This is a genomic window from Bifidobacterium sp. LH_426 (assembly GCF_056356875.1).
In genome coordinates, this window is sequence record NZ_JBKEVB010000005.1 from 83,270 (window position 1) to 101,238 (window position 17,969).

At 64.2% G+C, this 17,969-nt stretch carries 17 protein-coding genes; 16 read left to right on the forward strand and 1 reads right to left on the reverse strand.

Features of this window, described 5'->3' with window-relative positions; all coding sequences use genetic code 11:
• The first annotated feature begins 19 nt into the window (after positions 1 to 19).
• From AC1AYD_RS06535 to AC1AYD_RS06550, 4 genes are read left to right on the forward strand one after another with little or no spacing between them, the layout of a single operon-like run.
• On the forward strand, positions 20 to 172 hold the full coding sequence (locus AC1AYD_RS06535) for a hypothetical protein (RefSeq protein ID WP_156963114.1): 153 nt from the start codon (positions 20 to 22) through the stop codon (positions 170 to 172).
• On the forward strand, positions 165 to 2,588 hold the full coding sequence (gene hsdR, locus AC1AYD_RS06540; protein ID WP_051922747.1) for an EcoAI/FtnUII family type I restriction enzme subunit R: 2,424 nt from the start codon (positions 165 to 167) through the stop codon (positions 2,586 to 2,588). Before AC1AYD_RS06535 ends, hsdR begins: the two co-directional genes overlap by 8 nt.
• 3 nt (positions 2,589 to 2,591) lie before the next feature.
• The gene (locus tag AC1AYD_RS06545; protein WP_476544860.1) at positions 2,592 to 4,118 is read left to right on the forward strand and encodes a class I SAM-dependent DNA methyltransferase; all 1,527 of its coding nucleotides are present in this window, start codon (positions 2,592 to 2,594) and stop codon (positions 4,116 to 4,118) included.
• Positions 4,115 to 5,707, forward strand: a complete 1,593-nt coding sequence (locus AC1AYD_RS06550) for a restriction endonuclease subunit S (RefSeq protein ID WP_476544861.1) — start codon at positions 4,115 to 4,117, stop codon at positions 5,705 to 5,707. Before AC1AYD_RS06545 ends, AC1AYD_RS06550 begins: the two co-directional genes overlap by 4 nt.
• 162 nt (positions 5,708 to 5,869) lie before the next feature.
• Here AC1AYD_RS06550 and AC1AYD_RS06555 read toward each other — a convergent pair whose 3' ends face one another.
• Positions 5,870 to 6,142, reverse strand: a complete 273-nt coding sequence (locus AC1AYD_RS06555; RefSeq protein ID WP_476544862.1) for a recombinase family protein — start codon at positions 6,140 to 6,142, stop codon at positions 5,870 to 5,872.
• Here AC1AYD_RS06555 and argH point away from each other — a divergent pair.
• The 12 genes from argH to AC1AYD_RS06615 all read left to right on the forward strand — a co-directional run bounded on the left by argH (position 6,141) and on the right by AC1AYD_RS06615 (position 17,968).
• Positions 6,141 to 7,613, forward strand: coding sequence for an argininosuccinate lyase (gene argH / locus AC1AYD_RS06560; RefSeq protein ID WP_476544863.1), 1,473 nt, complete (start codon positions 6,141 to 6,143; stop codon positions 7,611 to 7,613). The two genes, AC1AYD_RS06555 and argH, sit on opposite strands and share 2 nt — an antisense overlap.
• Before the next feature lie 589 nt (positions 7,614 to 8,202).
• Positions 8,203 to 8,397 (forward strand): sulfur carrier protein ThiS, encoded by a 195-nt coding sequence (gene thiS / locus AC1AYD_RS06565; RefSeq protein ID WP_034526307.1) that lies wholly within the window; start codon positions 8,203 to 8,205, stop codon positions 8,395 to 8,397.
• A 177-nt stretch (positions 8,398 to 8,574) separates the two neighbouring features.
• Complete coding sequence (locus tag AC1AYD_RS06570) at positions 8,575 to 9,444, forward strand: thiazole synthase (RefSeq protein ID WP_084686034.1); 870 nt, start codon at positions 8,575 to 8,577, stop codon at positions 9,442 to 9,444.
• Between the two features lie 111 nt (positions 9,445 to 9,555).
• On the forward strand, positions 9,556 to 10,365 hold the full coding sequence (thiF, locus tag AC1AYD_RS06575; protein WP_034526309.1) for a thiazole biosynthesis adenylyltransferase ThiF: 810 nt from the start codon (positions 9,556 to 9,558) through the stop codon (positions 10,363 to 10,365).
• A 17-nt stretch (positions 10,366 to 10,382) separates the two neighbouring features.
• The gene (locus AC1AYD_RS06580; protein WP_034526310.1) at positions 10,383 to 10,775 is read left to right on the forward strand and encodes a rhodanese-like domain-containing protein; all 393 of its coding nucleotides are present in this window, start codon (positions 10,383 to 10,385) and stop codon (positions 10,773 to 10,775) included.
• A gap of 144 nt (positions 10,776 to 10,919) precedes the next feature.
• Complete coding sequence (locus AC1AYD_RS06585; RefSeq protein ID WP_193788483.1) at positions 10,920 to 11,456, forward strand: HD domain-containing protein; 537 nt, start codon at positions 10,920 to 10,922, stop codon at positions 11,454 to 11,456.
• 2 nt (positions 11,457 to 11,458) lie between these two features.
• The gene (locus AC1AYD_RS06590) at positions 11,459 to 12,355 is read left to right on the forward strand and encodes a putative ABC transporter permease (protein ID WP_034526535.1); all 897 of its coding nucleotides are present in this window, start codon (positions 11,459 to 11,461) and stop codon (positions 12,353 to 12,355) included.
• A 116-nt stretch (positions 12,356 to 12,471) separates the two neighbouring features.
• Positions 12,472 to 13,794, forward strand: a complete 1,323-nt coding sequence (tyrS, locus tag AC1AYD_RS06595; protein WP_034526311.1) for a tyrosine--tRNA ligase — start codon at positions 12,472 to 12,474, stop codon at positions 13,792 to 13,794.
• A 68-nt stretch (positions 13,795 to 13,862) separates the two neighbouring features.
• On the forward strand, positions 13,863 to 15,896 hold the full coding sequence (locus tag AC1AYD_RS06600) for a hypothetical protein (RefSeq protein WP_051922750.1): 2,034 nt from the start codon (positions 13,863 to 13,865) through the stop codon (positions 15,894 to 15,896).
• 8 nt (positions 15,897 to 15,904) lie between these two features.
• Positions 15,905 to 16,945 carry an HAD-IIA family hydrolase gene (locus tag AC1AYD_RS06605; RefSeq protein ID WP_034526312.1) on the forward strand — a complete coding sequence of 347 codons (1,041 nt, stop codon included), beginning with the start codon at positions 15,905 to 15,907 and terminating at the stop codon, positions 16,943 to 16,945.
• The gene (locus AC1AYD_RS06610) at positions 16,942 to 17,130 is read left to right on the forward strand and encodes a hypothetical protein (RefSeq protein ID WP_034526313.1); all 189 of its coding nucleotides are present in this window, start codon (positions 16,942 to 16,944) and stop codon (positions 17,128 to 17,130) included. Before AC1AYD_RS06605 ends, AC1AYD_RS06610 begins: the two co-directional genes overlap by 4 nt.
• A 43-nt stretch (positions 17,131 to 17,173) precedes the next feature.
• On the forward strand, positions 17,174 to 17,968 hold the full coding sequence (locus tag AC1AYD_RS06615; protein WP_238567598.1) for a TlyA family RNA methyltransferase: 795 nt from the start codon (positions 17,174 to 17,176) through the stop codon (positions 17,966 to 17,968).
• Position 17,969 lies beyond the last annotated feature (1 nt).

Consider the following 17,969-nt stretch of genomic DNA (forward strand, 5'->3'; position numbering starts at 1 on the left):
TATTTGAATAGGGGTGCCCATGTCGGACAGCGAGGTCAGAACGACGTTGAGCCTGTCGTTGACGGTCGAGGACAAGAAGCTGTTGAAGAAGTACGCCGCGGATAGGGAGACCACGGTCGCCGGCGTGGTTCACGAGTGGATCGAACGATTCTGCGGAGGCGAAGATGACTGACTCGCCGCTGGAGGACATCTTCCACAAGACCACGGGTATCAAGCCGTTGAGCGCGGACGACATCGCCGAACAGCTCCGCAACGAGGAGAATACGAAGAAGGCGTTCATCACGCCGGTCCTCGAACAGCGGTGGCCCGGTCAGGACCGTATCGTAATGGAGTATTACGTCAACGACGGGCGTATCACCGTGGACGAGTACGGCATCGCGCATCGAGGTAAGCCGAAGAAGCTTGACTATCTTCTGCTGTTCCATCAGAACATTCCGCTGGCGCTCGTGGAGGCCAAGGGACGTGACCATATGGCCGATGAGGGGTATCAGCAGGCGGTGGATTACGCGAATCTACTGTCGGTGCCGTTCGCGTACGCGACTAACGGCGACGATCTGATCGAACGCGATATGGTCTCCGGCCTGAACCGCGAGCTGAAGATGAGGGACTTCCCCGGCCCGGATGAGCTGTGGCAGCGGTTCGTGTCGGAAAGCGGCATGACGCAGGAGATGGTGGACGAGTACACGTACCCCTACTACACGTCGCCGAGCAGCAATATCACGCCCCGCTATTATCAGCGCATCATCATCAATAAGACCACGCAGGCGGTGCTTAAGGGGCAGAGGAAGGTCCTGATCGTCTGTGCGACCGGCACGGGCAAGACCTATATGGCGTTCCAGCTGATCTGGAGGTTCTGGAAGAGCGGGTTGAAGAAACGCGTCCTGTTCCTCGCGGATCGCAACAACCTCGTCAATCAGACCATGCATGGCGATTTCGCCCCGTTCGAGGACAACATGGTCAAGTTCGAGAACTCGAAGCCGGATTACGCGCACTCGATCTACCTCGGTATATATCAGCAGTTCATCACCGCGAAAGATGGCCAGATCAACCGGCATTACCGGAAGTTCCCGCGTGATTTCTTCGACCTGATTGTCGTGGACGAGTGCCATCGCAGTTCGGCGGACCGGACCTCGAACTGGCATGACATTCTTGATTACTTCGATTCGGCCACGCAGATCGGTTTGACCGCCACGCCGAAGGATGATTCGGACCCGAATAAGAGCAATATCGCCTATTTCGGCAAGCCCATCTACACGTATTCGCTCAAGCAGGGTATCGAGGACGGGTTCCTGGCCCCATACAAGGTCGTCGTCCCCGAGCTGGACATCGACCGGGACGGATACCAGCCGCCGGCGGGTACCACGGACGTGGACGGCAACCCGATTGAGATACGCCGCTACGAGCAGCGGGAGTTCGATCGCAATATCATCGTTCAGGAACGTCGTGAGCTGGTCGCCAAACGTATCAGCGAATATCTGAAGACCAACGACATGCGCTACTCGAAGACGATCGTGTTCTGCGAGACCATCGAGCACGCGCACGCCATGCAGCGGCTGTTGGAGAACGAGAACACGGATCTCGTGGCCGAGGATTCCCGGTACGTGACGTGCATCGTCTCCGGCGAGCCGGACAACGAGGCCCGGTTGGACGAGTTCACGACGAACAAATGCCGCTATCCGGTCATCGCCGTGACCAGCCAGCTCATGTCCACCGGCGTGAACTCGAAGACCTGCGAGCTGATCGTCTTGGACCGCACTGTCGGGTCGATGACCGAGTTCAAGCAGATCATCGGACGTGGCACCCGCGTGGTCGATTACTACACGATGGACGGCGAGGACCGCAGCAAGATGTACTTCACGATCCTCGACTTCCGCAGCAACTACCTGAAGTTCAAGGATCCGGCGTTCGACGGCGACCCGGTGGACGTGCTCACCGTCCCGCCGAACGCGCCGATCCCGAAGCCGCCGATCAAGCCCACCGCGCCAGACATGCCGCCCACACCGCCGGAGAACCGCAGGGTGGCGCGCGTCTCGGGCGTGGACGTGGAGATCGTCGGCGAGATGGTCAAATACTTGGACGCCGACGGCAATCTCGTCGAGCAGAATCTGAACTCGTGCGTGCGCAACAACATCCTCGGACAGTATCCGACCGTGGACGTGTTCCGCCGGGCGTGGCTCGATAATCACGCGAAGGCCACGTTCGCGCAGAACCTCCTGCTGGAGACGGATTGGGCGGAGAGCTTCCGTATCCGTTACGGCTATGAGGTTGACCCGTTTGACATCATCCTGTGCATCGCCTACGAGGTCGATCCGCCCATGAGCCGCGAGCACCGTGCCCGTCTGGCCTGCGTGCAGCGGTTCATCGACCGGGACCGGTTCAACGACGGTCAACGCGAGTTGCTGCGTCTGCTCGTGGACGCCTACGCGGCTTCCGGGTTCGAGTCGCTGCGCGATCTGGACATCTTCACGCTGCCACAGTTCAAGGAGGCCGGCTACACCAAGCTCAAGGCCGTCAAGACGTTGGGCGGGAAGAACAAGTACTACGAGCTGTTGGGCGAACTGGAGAACGCCCTGTACGAGGAGGAATAATACGTGAGTCTTGCACCCCTGATCAAACGCCTTGAGGACATCATGCGTTCTGACCCCGGCATCGACGGCACCGCGCAGCGCCTCTCCCAGATCGTATGGATCCTGTTCCTCAAGGTCTTCGACTACAAGGAGGAGGAAGCCGAACTCGATGACGACTACCGGCCGGTCATTCCGGAAGGCTACCGGTGGCGCGATTGGGCGACCGGCGAATCGCTGAAGGACCAGCGCACCGGCGACGAACTCATCGACTTCGTGAACAACCAGTTGTTCCCCGCGCTGCGCGGCGAGGCCGTGGAGAACGGGAACGGTGCGCGCATCATCCCGTTTCCCAGCTCCACGCCGCGCGCCCTGCTGGTCAAGGAGTTCATGAACCGCAGCCATAACTACGCGGCCAACGGCATCCAGCTGCGCATGGTGCTCAACCTGTTCAACGAGGTGGACTTCTCCGACGCCGATGAGACCCACGAGTTCAACGATGTGTACGAGACCCTGCTGAAGTCCCTCCAGTCGGCCGGCAAGGCGGGCGAGTTCTACACGCCGCGCGCCGTGACCTCGTTCGCCGTCAAGCACGTGGATCCCCGCATCGGCGAGACCGTGGGCGATTTCGCGTGCGGCACTGCGGGCTTTCTCGTCGATGCATTGCGCCATTTGGAACGGCAGGTGCAGCCGGGTGATACGAAGGCGATGGAGTCGTTGCAGAACAGCTTGGTTGGCCAGGAGTTCAAGCCGCTGCCGTACATGCTGGGCATCACCAACCTCATGCTCCACGACATCGCCCTGCCCAACATCACCTACGGCGACTCGCTCGACCGCAAGCGTCTGCTCGACTACGAGGATGAGGACTGCGTGGACTGCATCGTCATGAACCCGCCCTACGGCGGCATCGCCACCGAAGCCGACAAGGCCGCGTTCCCCGCCGACCTGCGCAGCTCGGAGACCGCCGACCTGTTCATGTCGTACATCATCACCCGACTGCGTATCAACGGCCGTGCGGCCGTGGTCCTTCCCAACGGGTTCCTTGAAGGCGAGGACAACACGCGCATTGCCATCAAGAAACTCCTGTTCAAGCAATGCAACCTGCATACCGTGATTCGTCTGCCGGAAAGCGTGTTCGCCCCGTACACGCCTATTGACACAAATCTTTTGTTCTTCAATAAAACCGGTTCTACGCAGGAGACATGGTTCTACCGGTTCGACAAGCCTGATGGCTACAAGCATTTCTCCAAGACCAAGCCGCTCCTGCCGCAGCATTTCAAGCCGGTCGATGAGTGGTGGGACGCCCGCGTAGAGATCCCGGACCCGGACGTGGAAGGCGCTTGGAAAGCGAAGAAGTACACGGTGGACGAGCTCGTCGAGGGCAACTACCGTCTCGACAAGTGTGGCTATCCGCACGAGGACGAGGAAGTTCCGTCGCCCGACCAGCTCATCGGCAAATACAAGTCCGACAAGCAGCGCATCGAGACCGAGATCGACGCGCTGCTCATGCAGATCATGGACCTTATCGGCAACGATACGGAGGAAAACATATGAGGGACCTGAAGACCGCGCCCATCGCGGCGAAACTGCGTGCATCCATCCTCCAGCAAGCCATCGAAGGCAAACTCGTGCCGCAAGATCCAAACGACGAGCCTGCCAGCAAGCTAGTCGAACGCATCCGTGGGGAACGAGCTGAGCTTATCAAGCAGAAGAGGGCCAAGGCCCCCAAGGGCGGCGAAAGCGTCATCTGGAAGGACGGCAACGGCTCATGGTGGGAACGCCGCGGCAAAAGCGAGGCGGTCTGCATCGACGACGAGATCCCATTCGATATCCCGGCAAACTGGGTATGGACACGTTTAAGCAGCGTCATAGACCTTATCTCCGGCATTGATCTCAGCAAAGAGCAGTACAACGATTCGCATAAAGGCATACCGTATATAACCGGAGCATCTAACTTTGAATCTGGGGCAATAATAGAGAACCGCTGGACGGAGAACGCGAAGCGTATCTCGTTGCAAAACGATTTGCTATTCACGTGCAAAGGTACGGTTGGTGCAATGGCATACAACCCGTTCCCAGAGGCGCATATTGCGCGTCAAATCATGGCGGTGCGTGCATCGGGTACAAGTATGTTGCCTTATATTGAACTCGTATTACGAGCTAAGGTTGGACAGATTCAGAATAATGCGAAAGGCGTAATTCCCGGTATTGAGCGGGCTGATATTTTGGAGGCATTTGCCCCAATTCCACCGCTTGAAGAACAACGTCGAATATCAGAGCGCATTAACTCTCTGATGCCTATGTTGGACAAGCTCGAAATTCTAGAGAGAGAGAGCGATGCTGTAGATTCCGCGTTTTGGCGGGATCTGCCCCGTGCCGTCCTTCAGCAGGCCGTCCAAGGCAAGCTCGTGCCCCAAGACTCTGCTGAAGGAACCGGCTCCGAACTCGTGGAACGTATCCGCGAGAAGCGTCGCCGACTCGTCGCCGAGAAGAAGATCAAACCGATTAAAGGCGGCGAAAGCGTCATCCATCGTGATTCTGCCGGACACTGGTTCGAGACACGCGGCAAGAACGCGGCTGTTTGCATCGACGACGAAATCCCCTTCGATATTCCCGACAGCTGGACATGGGCGCGACTGGCTCACGCTTGTCAAGCTGTCGTGGATTGTCCCCATTCCACACCGAAATACCTCACAGAAGACACCGGCTATTACGCAATCGACACGAATTGCATGGACTATAGCTGGAACCAGACAGCCTCCCGCAACCTAGATAGAGCTTCATACGAAACAAGAACGTCGGCGCTGATTCCTGAACCCGGTGATTTGGTCCTCTCTCGTGAGGCATCCATAGGAAGGGCTGTAATTCTACAGGATGCAAACCATTGTCTCGGGCAGCGAGTCATGCTCATCCGAGGTGGGAATAGGCTTTGCTCTGTATATCTGCAACTGCTATTGACATCCCCATATGCGTGGGACCTGTATCGTGCTATGAATCAAGGTACCGGTGTGAAACACATCAACGTATCAGCCATCCGTAATCTACTAATTCCTATTCCGCCGCTTGCCGAGCAGCAGCGGATCGCCGAAAAAATCGCTGAGTTCAGGTCATTGATCGGAGAACGGTTCGCAGCAGCTTCCTGATCATTCAGTGCTTGCGCCCATTGCTGTCGTAGTCCACGCAGTAGTGGGCGCAAGCACAACGTTGGCGGACAAGTTGAAAAAATATGATGTAGTTTTCATTCCGGTTGTCTCGGTTTTCCGAGGACTTCGAAATACGAAATACCGGAATGGCTTCTAGGGACATCAAGCTATATCCATTGAATAGATGATTCGTCCCCGCGTACGTGCGGCCTTGAGCCCGGCATTGGTACGCTCCCGTATAAGATTACGTTCGGACTGGGCCAGTGCGGCGAAGATATTGAACACGAGAATGCCGCCGGGCGTGGTGGTGTCGTCCGCCGGCTCCGGCGATGTAGTCCGACGCTGATAGGCTGGCGGACAGCCGCGGAACGCGCGTGTGCGTGGATCCGCAATCATCCGAGCAGCATCCATGAACCCCTTGAAGGAGACCTGCATGGCCGAAAACACCGAACACCTCGCCCTGTGGGGCGGCCGCTTCACCTCCGGACCGTCCGCCGCGCTCGCCCGCCTGTCCAAGTCCACCCAGTTCGACTGGCGACTCGCCGACGACGACATCGCCGGCTCCCGCGCCCACGCGCGCGCCCTCGGCCGCGCCGGACTCCTCACCGACGACGAGTTGAAGCGCATGGAGGACGCGCTCGACACGCTCCAGCGCCACGTGGACGACGGCACCTTCGCGCCCATCGAAGACGACGAGGACGAGGCCACCGCGTTGGAACGCGGCCTCATCGACATCGCCGGCGACGAGCTCGGCGGCAAGCTCAGGGCCGGCCGCTCCCGCAACGACCAGATCGCCTGCCTCATCCGCATGTGGCTGCGCCGCCACGCACGCGTCATCGCCAAGCTCCTCATCGAACTCGTGAACGCGCTCATCGCCCAGAGCGAGAAGGCCGGCCGCACCGTCATGCCCGGCCGCACCCACATGCAGCACGCCCAGCCCGTGCTGCTCGCCCACCAGCTCATGGCCCACGCCTGGCCGCTGCTGCGCGACATCGAACGCCTCATCGACTGGGACAAGCGCATCAACGCCTCCCCGTACGGCTCCGGCGCGCTCGCCGGCAACACGCTCGGACTCGACCCGGAGGCCGTCGCCCGCGAACTCGGCTTCTCCCGCGTGACCGACAATTCGATCGACGGCACCGCCGCGCGTGACCTCGTCGCCGAATTCGCGTTCGTCGCGGCCATGACCGGCGTCGACATCTCGCGCCTTTCCGAGGAGATCATCATCTGGAACACGCAGGAGTTCGCGTTCGTCAAGCTCGACGACGCCTACTCCACCGGTTCCTCGATCATGCCGCAGAAGAAGAACCCGGATATCGCCGAGCTGGCGCGCGGCAAGTCCGGCCGCCTCATCGGCGACCTGACCGGCCTGCTCGCCACGCTCAAGGGCCTGCCCACCGCCTACGCGCGCGACCTGCAGGAGGACAAGGAAGCCGTGTTCGACCAGGTCGACACGCTCGAAGTGCTGCTGCCCGCGTTCACCGGCATGATCCGGACCATGCGCTTCGACGCGGAACGCCTCGAAGCCGAAGCCCCCACCGGCTTCGCGCTCGCCACCGACATCGCCGAATGGCTCGTCAAGAACGGCGTACCGTTCCGCCACGCCCACGAGCTTTCCGGCGCGTGCGTGAAGATCGCCGAAGGCCGCGGCCAGGAGCTGTGGGACCTCACGGACGAGGACTTCATCTCCACGTTCGCCGCGTTCCTGCCGGCCGAGAAGGCCCCGGGCGTGCGTGAGGTGCTTTCCAGCCACGGCTCCGTCGACTCCCGCAACGGCAAGGGCGGCACCGCCTACGGCCGCGTGCGCGAGCAGATCGTCGACGCCAAGCGCGAGGTCGAGGAGCTCAAGGTCTTCGCCGACTCCACGTCCGACGGCCCGTCGTACAAGGCCCCCGGCACGTTCTAAAGTACGTCGTCGCTCCCGCCGGCGGGAGCCGATAGCGCGGCGTGAGGTCCGCCGTGCTATACGGGGGTGTGTTTTTCGCTCCCGCTGGCGGGAGCTGGACCGCGTAGCGGGACTGAGGGTGGTTTGGGGCTGGGCTCCTGACCACCCTCAGTCGTCTTCGACGACAGCTCCCGCCAGCGGGAGCGGGGAAGGAAGTGTTTCCGTCGATTCCCGCCAGCGGGAGCGGGGTAGGAAGTGCTTCGGCCGATTGCTGTCAGTGGGAGCGGGGTAGGGATGTCATCGTCGACATCTACACTGGGGGCAGCACGAACGGGAGCCGCAAGGCTGAGAGGAAGCGCCAGCTTCGACCGGGGAACTTGACGCGGGTCATGCCGCCGTAAGGAATCGTCTTCTTTCGCCAAGGCCTCGGGAGCCTCGAACGTCCCAACGCCCTCGTTCGCACCAGATAACCAAGCCGTGTGGCCGGGCATCCGCGCCGCATGGTCGCATGACCGGGTTCATGAATGGGCGCACCACTTAGGGTACGGTTCCTTTCGTGCACCCTTTTTTGATATCCGGACCGAGAATCCGGAAGGGAGAACGAGGACTTATGCAGGTCAACGGAGAGCAGGTCACGCTCGACGCGCCCGTCAGCGTCGCCGATTATCTCGAAGCGCACGGCTTCAGGGCCGAACGCGTCGCCATCGAGCTCAACGGCGAGATCATCCCGCGCGACAAGCGCGGCGAGGCGATGCTCGACGACCAGAGCGTCATGGAGATCGTCCAGTTCGTCCAGGGCGGCTGAGGCTTGAGGGGGCTGGTCCGCCTGACCACCCTCAGTCCGCTTTGCGGACAGCTCCCGCCAGCGGGAGCGGAGAAGGAACCTCGGTCCTGTTCCCCGCCAGCGGGAGCGGGGAAGAGCTTCGATCCTGTTCCCGGCAGCGGGAGCGCAATAGACATCAACCCAAGGAAGGGGAATATCATGAGCAACATCAATCCGGTCACCGAAGCGTCCGTCGAGGCGACGCCGCTGCCGCCGCAGCCTTCGGTCGTCAACCCGGTCGGCACCGCCGCGCCGATCCTGCCCGTCGAAGACAAGCCGCTCAACCTCGGTGGGCACGAGTTCCACTCGCGCTTCATCCTCGGCTCCGGCCGCTACGACCTCAACCTCATCAAGGCGACCGTCGAACATGCGGGCACCGAGATCGTCACGATGGCGCTGCGCCGCGCCACCACCACCGAGAACAGCGTGCTCGACTACATCCCCGAAGGCATCACGCTGCTGCCGAACACGTCCGGCGCGCGCAACGCCGAGGAGGCGGTGCGCATCGCCCGCCTCGCGCGTGAGGTGTGCCACACCGACTTCGTCAAGGTGGAGATCGAGCACGAGACCAAGTACCTCCTGCCGGACAACGCCGAGACCATCCGCGCCACCGAGATGCTGGCCAAGGAGGGCTTCGTCGTCATGCCGTACATGTTCCCCGACCCGATCGCCGCACGCCAGCTCGAGGAGGCGGGCGCCGCGGCCGTCATGCCGCTCGGCTCGCTCATCGGCTCCAACATGGGCCTGAGGATGCGCGACTTCATCAAGATCATCATCGCCAACGCGAACGTGCCGGTCATCATCGACGCGGGCATCGGCCGGCCCAGCCAGGCCGCCGACACGATGGAGATGGGCGCGGACGCGGTCATGGCGTACACGGCCGTCGCCTCCGCCGGCAACATCCCGCTCATGGCCGAGGCGTTCAAGCACGCCATCGACGCCGGCCGCGCCGCCTACCTCGCCGGACTCGGCAAGGTGACGGAGGGACAGGCCGTGCCGTCCAGCCCGACCACGGGGTACCTGCACTGAGACTACCCCTCAGTCCGCTACGCGGACAGCTTCCCTGACAAGGGGAGCCGGAGTGAGGGCCCATCGGACGGGTGGCTCGCAGACAAGGGGAGCCGAGAATGAAGGAGAGTAATGGCGTTTTCGGATGAACAGCTTGAACGGTATTCGCGGCATCTGATCCTCAAGGGGTTGGGTGTCAAGGGGCAGAAGCGGCTGCTGGAGTCCAGCGTGCTCATCGTCGGCGCGGGCGGGCTCGGCTCGCCGGCCGCCCTCTACCTCGCCGCCGCCGGCGTGGGCCGCATCGGCCTCGTCGACGGCGACGTGGTCGACCTGAGCAACCTGCAACGCCAGATCATCCACACCACCGCGTCCGTCGGCGAGCCGAAGGTCGAATCCGCGGCCAGGGCGATCCGCGCGCTCAACCCGGACGTCACCGTCGAGACGCACCACACGCTCGTCGACGCCGGCAACGTCGCGGACCTCATCGCCCCATACGATCTGGTCATCGACGCGACCGACAACTTCTCCGCGAAGTTCCTCGTCAACGACGCGTGCGTGCTCGCCGGCAAACCGTTCGTCCACGCCGGCGTCGTCGGATTCGCCGGACAGGTGATGGACGTCGTGCCGGGCGCGGGCCCCTGCTACCGCTGCATCTTCCGCGACATGCCCGCGGCCGGCGAGATCCCCACCTGCCGAGAGGCGGGCGTGCTCGGCGCGGTCGTCGGCGTGATCGGCAGCCTCGAGGCGACGGAGGCGGTCAAACTGATCGCCGGCGTGGGCGAGCCTCTCGTCGCGCGCATGCTCACCGTCGACGCGCTCACGATGAACATCCGCCGCGTGCCGCTGCCCAAACGCGTGCCCGACTGCCCGGTGTGCGGCGAGAACCCGACCATCACCGCGCTCGACCTGGACCGCTACATCCAGCCCGCCTGCGCCATCTGACAGAGAGAAGGGAACCAATGCCCATCGCATGGCATGCCGATAGCGACGCCGCCGACGCGGTCATGACCGCGTCCGACACCGCTGAATCCGCGATCCGCCGCATCACGCCGGCCGAATTCGCCGCACTCGACAAGCGGAACGTCACGCTGCTCGACCTGCGCGAGCCGGCCGACGTGGCCGCGCATCCGATCGAAGGCGCAATCAACGCGCCGCTCGACCCGCTCGCGCAGGTTCTGAAGACCGTACCGGTGGGACGCACCGTCGTCGTCTTCTGCGCGGAAGGCTGGTGGAGCGAGGAGGTCGCCGAGATCCTCGCCGACCGCGGCTACGACGTGGCGAGCCTCGAAGGCGGGTTCCGCGCCTACCGCGAATATCTGGACCGACAGACGCAGGGGGGAATGACCGAGTAATGACCAAAACCGGCGGTCCGCCGGAACGCCGGACCCGCCCGTCTGCAATCGCCTTGTGAATCATCCCCGCGGACGAGCGTGCCCGACACATCCCCTTCGTACAATCGGCACCGAATGGAAACCGACCGATAGGGGATCGACATCGTGGGACGTCTGCTCACCCGAACGCAGATACGGCGGATCGTCGCCGAAAACGGGCGCGAAGTGCTCGCGCACCCGAACATGCAGCGCGAACGCGCGAACTACCAGCACGGCAACGTGTCGACGTTCGCGCACTCCATCCGCGTGGCGTGCCTCGCCGTCTGGCTCGCCGACCGCGCGCACCTGTGGAACCGCGTCGACCTGAAGTCGCTCGTGCGCGCCGCGCTCCTGCACGATTACTTCCTCTACGACTGGCATGACTGGGACGGCGGCACGCACCGGCTGCACGGGTTCACGCACGGCAACGCCGCGCTGCTCAACGCGATGCGCGACTTCCGCCTCAACGCGATCGAACGCGATTCGATCTCCTGCCACATGTTCCCGATGACGCCCACCGCGCCCAGCTACGTGGAAGGATGGCTCGTCACCGCCGCCGACAAACTGTCCGCCACACGCGAGACGTTCTCGCTCGACCGGTTCAACAAAGGCAAGGGCGGTAAAGGCGACAGGAACGTCAAGGACGAGGAGCGCGCGCGATGACGATGCTCTTCCTCGAATACCTGTTCCTGTGGTACCTGTTCTACAGCTTCTGCGGCTGGGTGTACGAGTCCGTCCTCGTCTCCGTGCAGCAGCGGCGTTTTGTCAACCGCGGCTTCCTCAACGGCCCGCTATGCCCGATCTACGGCACCGGCGCGGTCCTCGCCGTCGTCGTGTTCGGCGGGGAACGCAATCCGGCGGTCGTGTTCCTCGTCTCCTCGGTGGGCGCGTGCATCCTCGAATACTTCACCTCCTGGGCGATGGAGGAGCTGTTCCACGCCCGTTGGTGGGATTATTCGCATTTCCGCTTCAACCTGAACGGCCGCATCTGCCTGCTCGGCGCGATCGTGTTCGGCATCGGCGGCGTCGCCATCGTCGACGTCATTCAGCCGCAGGTGGCGCGCGTCACGGCGATGATCCCGCTGGTCCTGATTCACGTGATGTGCGCCGTGTTCCTCGTTGCCATCACCGTCGACGCGGTGGTCACCGTGGTCGGCATCGTCGACTTCGAGAAGAGCCTCGAACAGTTCCAGACGGCCGTCGCCAAGTACGGCGACGCGTTCGGCGAGATGCGCGAGAAGGTCGGCGACGCGATGGGCGAGGCGACCGGCCGCGCCGCCGAACTTGCCGCGGGCGTCGCGGCCGGCGCGAACGAGCGTCTTGGCGGCGTGCCCGGCAAGGTGGGCGAGACGATCGGCGAGAAGGTCGGCGGAACCTGGCATTCCGGCAGGGAGATGTCCACCGAGCTGATGTTGCGCATCCGTGAAGCCGCCGCGAGCGCGTTCAACCGTCAGCAGCGCCGTATGATCGTCTCCTTCCCGCGCCTCAAGGCGACGCGCAACGACGAATCCCTCCAGCAGCTGCGCGAGGCGTTCGAGAAGCTGCGCCGCAGCGGCCGGTGACGGAAGCGCACGCGTGCCGCGCGGCACTGTCGCCGCGGCATGCGAGACTGGTAGGCGCTCGGAATCCGGGCGCATCCAAGACAATACCCACAATTCGATAGGGAGAGCGACCAGTTATGGCTCACGTCATCGACTTCAAAGAAGCGGGGTTCGACACCCTGCTCGATGAGCTGGAATGGCGCGGGTTGATCTCGCAGTCCACGGACCGCGATCGACTCGCAGAAGCGTTGAACGGGGAGCCGATCGCCTATTATTGCGGCTTCGACCCGACCGCCGCCTCCCTGCACATCGGCAACCTCGTCCAGCTCATCAACATGCGCCACCTCCAGGCGGCGGGCCATCACCCGATCGCCCTCGTCGGCGGCGCCACGGGCCTGATCGGCGATCCGCGCCAGTCGGGCGAGCGCACGCTCAACCCGAAGGATGTAGTGGCCGGCTGGGCCGAGCGTCTGAAGAAGCAGATTGGCGGCATCCTCGTCACCGACGGCGACAATCCGGTGCGCTTCGTCTCCAACTACGACTGGACCGCGCAGATGAGCGTCATCGACTTCCTGCGCGACGTCGGCAAGAACTTCCGTCTCGGCACGATGCTCGCCAAGGACACGGTCGCCCGCCGCCTCAACTCGGAGGAGGGCATCTCCTTCACCGAGTTCAGCTACCAGGTGCTGCAGGGCAACGACTTCCTCCATCTGTACGACGAATACCACTGCACGCTCGAGCTCGGCGGCTCCGACCAGTGGGGCAACCTCACCTCCGGCCTCGACCTCATCCACAAGGTGCGCGGCGTGGACGTCAACGTGTTCACCAGCCCGATCATCACCGACGCCAACGGCAAGAAGTTCGGCAAGTCCGAGGGCAACGCCGTCTGGCTCGACCCGACGATGCTCTCGCCGTACAAGTTCTACCAGTTCTGGATCAACCGTCCGGACGTGGAGATGGAGAGCCTCCTGAAGGCGTTCACGTTCCTGCCGAAGGCGGAGATCGAACGCCTCGTCGAGGAGTCGAAGACCAATCCGGGCCGTCGCGAGGCGCAGAAGGCGCTCGCCTGGGAGGTCACCAGCTTCGTGCACGGCGAGGCCGCCACGCAGGCCGCGATCGACGCCTCCGCCGCCCTGTTCGGTCGCGGCGGCGATCTGGCCGACATCGACGAGGCGACGCTCGAATCGGTGCTCGACGGTTTCAAGGTCGTCGACGAGAACGGCGAGCACGTGTTCCCGTCCGTCGAAGCGGGCGTGCGCGTGATCGACGCCGCACAGGCCGCCGGCCTGTTCAAGACCGTTTCCGAGGCACGTCGCGCCATCAAGTCCGGTGGCGTGTACCTCAACAACGCGCGCGTGGAGAGCGACGAGGCGACGCTCGGCGAAGACGACTTCCTCCAGGGTCGTTTCGCGCTGATCCGCCGCGGCAAGAAGGCGCTCGGCGCCGTCGAGAAGCGCTGAACCGGCGCATCCGGTCGCGCATACGCGCATAAGACAAGACTTTCGTAGTAGAGAAAGGCATACACAACATGGCAGAAGGCAACGAGCGTTCCGGCAAGTCGTTCGGCGGCCGCAAGGGCGGCTACGGCCACGGTTCCGGTCGTCCCGGCTCCCGCGGCGGCAACGGCTTCAAGCCGCGCGGCAAGGGCGGTTTCCATAAGGGCGGTTTCCGCAAGGACGGCGAGCGCGGCGGGTTCCGCCGCGACGGCGAGGGCCGTGACGGCGAGCGCCGCGGCGGCTACCGCAAGGACTTCCACAAGGACGGTTTCCGTAAGGACTTCCATCGTGACGGCGATCGCGATTTCCGCCGTGACGGTGACGGCGAGCGCGGCGGCTTCCGCAAGGGTCCGCGTCAGGGCGGCGACCGTGATTTCCGTCGTGACGGCGAGCGTCGCGGCTACGGCAAGTCCGGCGGTTTCCATAAGGGCGGTTTCCGCAAGGACGGCGAGCGCGGCGGGTTCCGCCGTGACGACGACCGTCGCGGTGGTTTCCGCAAGGACTTCCATCGTGACGGCGATCGTGATTTCCGTCGTGACGGCGACGGCGAGCGTCGTGATTTCCACAAGGGCCCGCGTCAGGGCGGTGACCGCGACTTCCGCCGTGACGGCGAGCGTCGCGGCAACGGCGGCTTCCGTCGCGATGACCGCCGTGACTTCCACCGTGACGACCGTCGCGGCGGCAAGGGTGGTTTCCGCAAGGACTTCCATCGTGACGGCGATCGTGATTTCCGTCGTGACGGCGATCGCGACTTCCGTCGTGACGACCGTCGTGACGGCGAGCGTCAGGGCTTCCGCAAGGACTTCCACAGGGACGACCGTCGCGACTTCCATCGTGACGATCGCCGCGATGACCGCCGCGGTTTCCGTCGTGACGGCGATCGCGATTTCCGTCGTGACGAGCGTCGTGACGATCGCGGCGATCGCGGCGGCAACCCGCGCTACCAGCGCGACGACTCCCGTCGCTTCGACGATCGTCGTGAGAACGGCCCTCGCCGCAACGGCGAAGGCGCGGTGAGCTTCCCCTCGCAGAACCCGTACACCGATCGTCGTCCGAACGAGCCCCGCATGCCGAAGGGCATGGTGTGGGGCATGCTCTCCAAGGACGAGAAGGAGCGTCTGCGCGGCCTGTCCAAGGAGCACGCCGAGAACATCGGCCTGCACATCCTCGCCGCGTACACGCTGCTCGACGACGATCCGCAGGCCGCGCTCGAGCACGCCCAGTGGGTCGCCAAGCAGGCCTCCCGCATCGACTTCGCGCGTGAGACGCTCGCGTTCGTCGCCTACCGCAAGGGCGACTACAAGCTCGCGCTCAAGGAGTTCCGCACCGCGTACCGCATGAACGGCTACCTCGACTACCTGCCGTTCATGGCCGACTGCGAGCGTGGTCTCGGCAACCCGAAGAAGGCCATCGAGATGGCCGTCTCCGACGACGCCAAGTACCTGAAGGGCGAGTCCAAGGCCGAGATGTTCCTCGTGTACGCCGGCGCGCTCGGTGATTTGGAGCATTGGGACAAGGCCATCGAGATCGTGCACACGCTCGGCCGTTCCAAGGGTCTGGCCGGCAGCTACCGCATGCGCGCCCTGCAGGCCGAGCAGCTGTTCCTCGAGGAGGCCGGCCGTTCCGACGAAGCCATCGCGCTCGACCAGGTCATCGAGAAGCTGGAGAACCAGTACGCCGACTTCGACGAGGACGAGGAGAGCGATGACGTGATCATCGACCACGATCTCGAGCACCTCGACGATCCGGACGTGCTCGCCGAGCTCGGCATCTCCGAGGACGACGCCCAGTACGCGCCCGAGGACGAGACCGAGGAGAGCGACGAGGAGTCCGAAGCCGAATCCGAGGACGGGGCCGAGACCGCCGAAGGCGAGTCCGAGTCCGAAGCCCACGCCGAGGAGGAGACCCAGGAGGATTCCGAGGAGTCCGTCGACGGCGAAACCGCCGACACCGACGAGACGCAGGCCCCGGCCGAAGAGGCCGTCGAAGGCGCCGAATCCGACGACGAGCCGGAACAGGTTTCCGATGAATCCGCCTCCGACGAATCCGAGACGACCGAGGCGTGAGCGGACGCATGACGCGATTCCTCAAAGGCACCACGGCCCCGATCGCCGAAGCCTACAAGCTCGCGCTGCTCGACCTCGACGGCGTGGTCTACCGGGGCAAGAACCCGGTGGAGCACGCCGCGGCGTCCATCCGCGCCGCCGAGGCCGCCGGCATGACCATCGAATACACGACGAACAACTCGTCGCGTTTCCAGCACGTCGTCGCCGACCAGCTGAAGGGCTTCGACCTCGACGTCGAACCCTGGCAGGTCATCACCTCCTCGGTGGTGGCCGCCCGCATGGTCGCCAAGGCCGTGCCCGCCGGTTCCACCGTGCTCGTCGTCGGCGCGGAGCATCTGCGCGAGGAGGTCACGCGCGCCGGACTCGTCGTCACCGACGATCCGACCGTCAAACCCGCGGCCGTCATCCAGGGCTGGTTCCCGGAGATGACCTGGCAGATGATGGCGAACGCCGCGTTCGCCGTCGAGGCCGGCGCCACGTACTTCGTGACCAACCGCGACCTGACCATCCCGCGCGAACTCGGCATCGCGCCCGGCTGCGGCTCGATGATCCGCGCGGTCATCGCCGCCACCGGCGTCGAACCGGTCGCCTCCGCGGGCAAGCCCGAATCGTACATGTACGACGAGGCGCGCGAACTCAACGCGTCCGGCGGCCAGTCGCTCGTCCCGAAGGACGAGTCCATCGCCATCGGCGACCGACTCGACACTGACATCGAGGCGGGCAACCGGGGCGGCTACGACTCACTCGCCGTACTGACCGGCGTCACGAACCCGCATGAGCTGATGCTCGCGCCCGCGCACCTGCGTCCCACCTATGTGGCGCCGGACCTGCGCGCGCTCGGCGAGACCATGCCCGAACCGCGCGACCACGGCGACGGACGCTGGACGTGCGGCGGCGCCGAGGCCGTGCTGGACGCGGCCGCCGGCACGTTCGTCGTCTCCGACGCGACGAGCGTGGACGCGCTGCGCGCCGCGATCTGCGCCGCATGGCAGGCCGCCGATGCCGGCGTCGACATGACCGCGATCACGCTGCCGGAGTTCACGCTGTGAGCGACGACCGCACCGTGAACGGCACTATGAACGGCATCACGCACGACGCCACGGCCACGCCGCCCACCGGCGACATCGCCGACGTGCTGCCCGGCTTCGACCAGATGGACGACGACGGGCGCATCGCCGCGCTGCGCGGCCTGCTCGACGAGCTGAAGCGCGAACTCGACGCGATCGGCGACTGATCCACGATACCGGCGCACCAGTCATGAGAAGGAGGGAACGAGAATGACGAACGACGGCATCGCCTCATACGAGGCCGATGACGAGCCGATCGACATGCCCGACCGTCTCGACCTGTGGCTCGTCGCCGGGGGAGGGGTCGACTCGCGTTCCAAGGCGCAGCGGCTCATCAAAGGCGGGCATGTCACCGTCAACGGGAAGGTCGTGACCAAACCCGCGTATGCGATCGGCGATGCCGCGCACACGCGCATCGTCGTCGACAAGGGCGACGACTACGTCTCGCGCGGCGCCTACAAGCTCGTCGGTGCGTTCGACGCGTTCGCCGCGCACGGACTGCCCGAACCGGTGGGCTTCGACTGCCTCGACATCGGCGCGTCCACCGGCGGGTTCACGCAGGTGCTGCTGCGCCGCGGCGCACGCCGGGTCATCGCGCTCGACGTCGGCCACGGCCAGCTCGACCCGCGCGTCGCCGGAGACGAACACGTCATCGAGATGAGCGGCGTCAACGTCCGCGACGTCACGGCCGACAGCTTGCCGTACGCTCCGGCGATGATCGTCTCCGACGTCTCCTTCATCTCCCTGACCTACGTGATCCCCGTGATCGCGCGCATCGCCGCGCCCGGAGCGCACATCGTGCTGCTCGTCAAACCCCAGTTCGAAGTGGGGCGGGCGGGACTCGACCGCCACGGCGTCGTCATCGACGAATCATTACGCGTCAAGGCGTTGGACGACGTGACCGCATGCGCGCGCGAACACGGCCTGAAGGTCGTCGCCACCGCCCCGAGCCCCATCGAAGGCACCCACGGCAACGCCGAATACCTCCTCTACGCGCGCGCCTGAG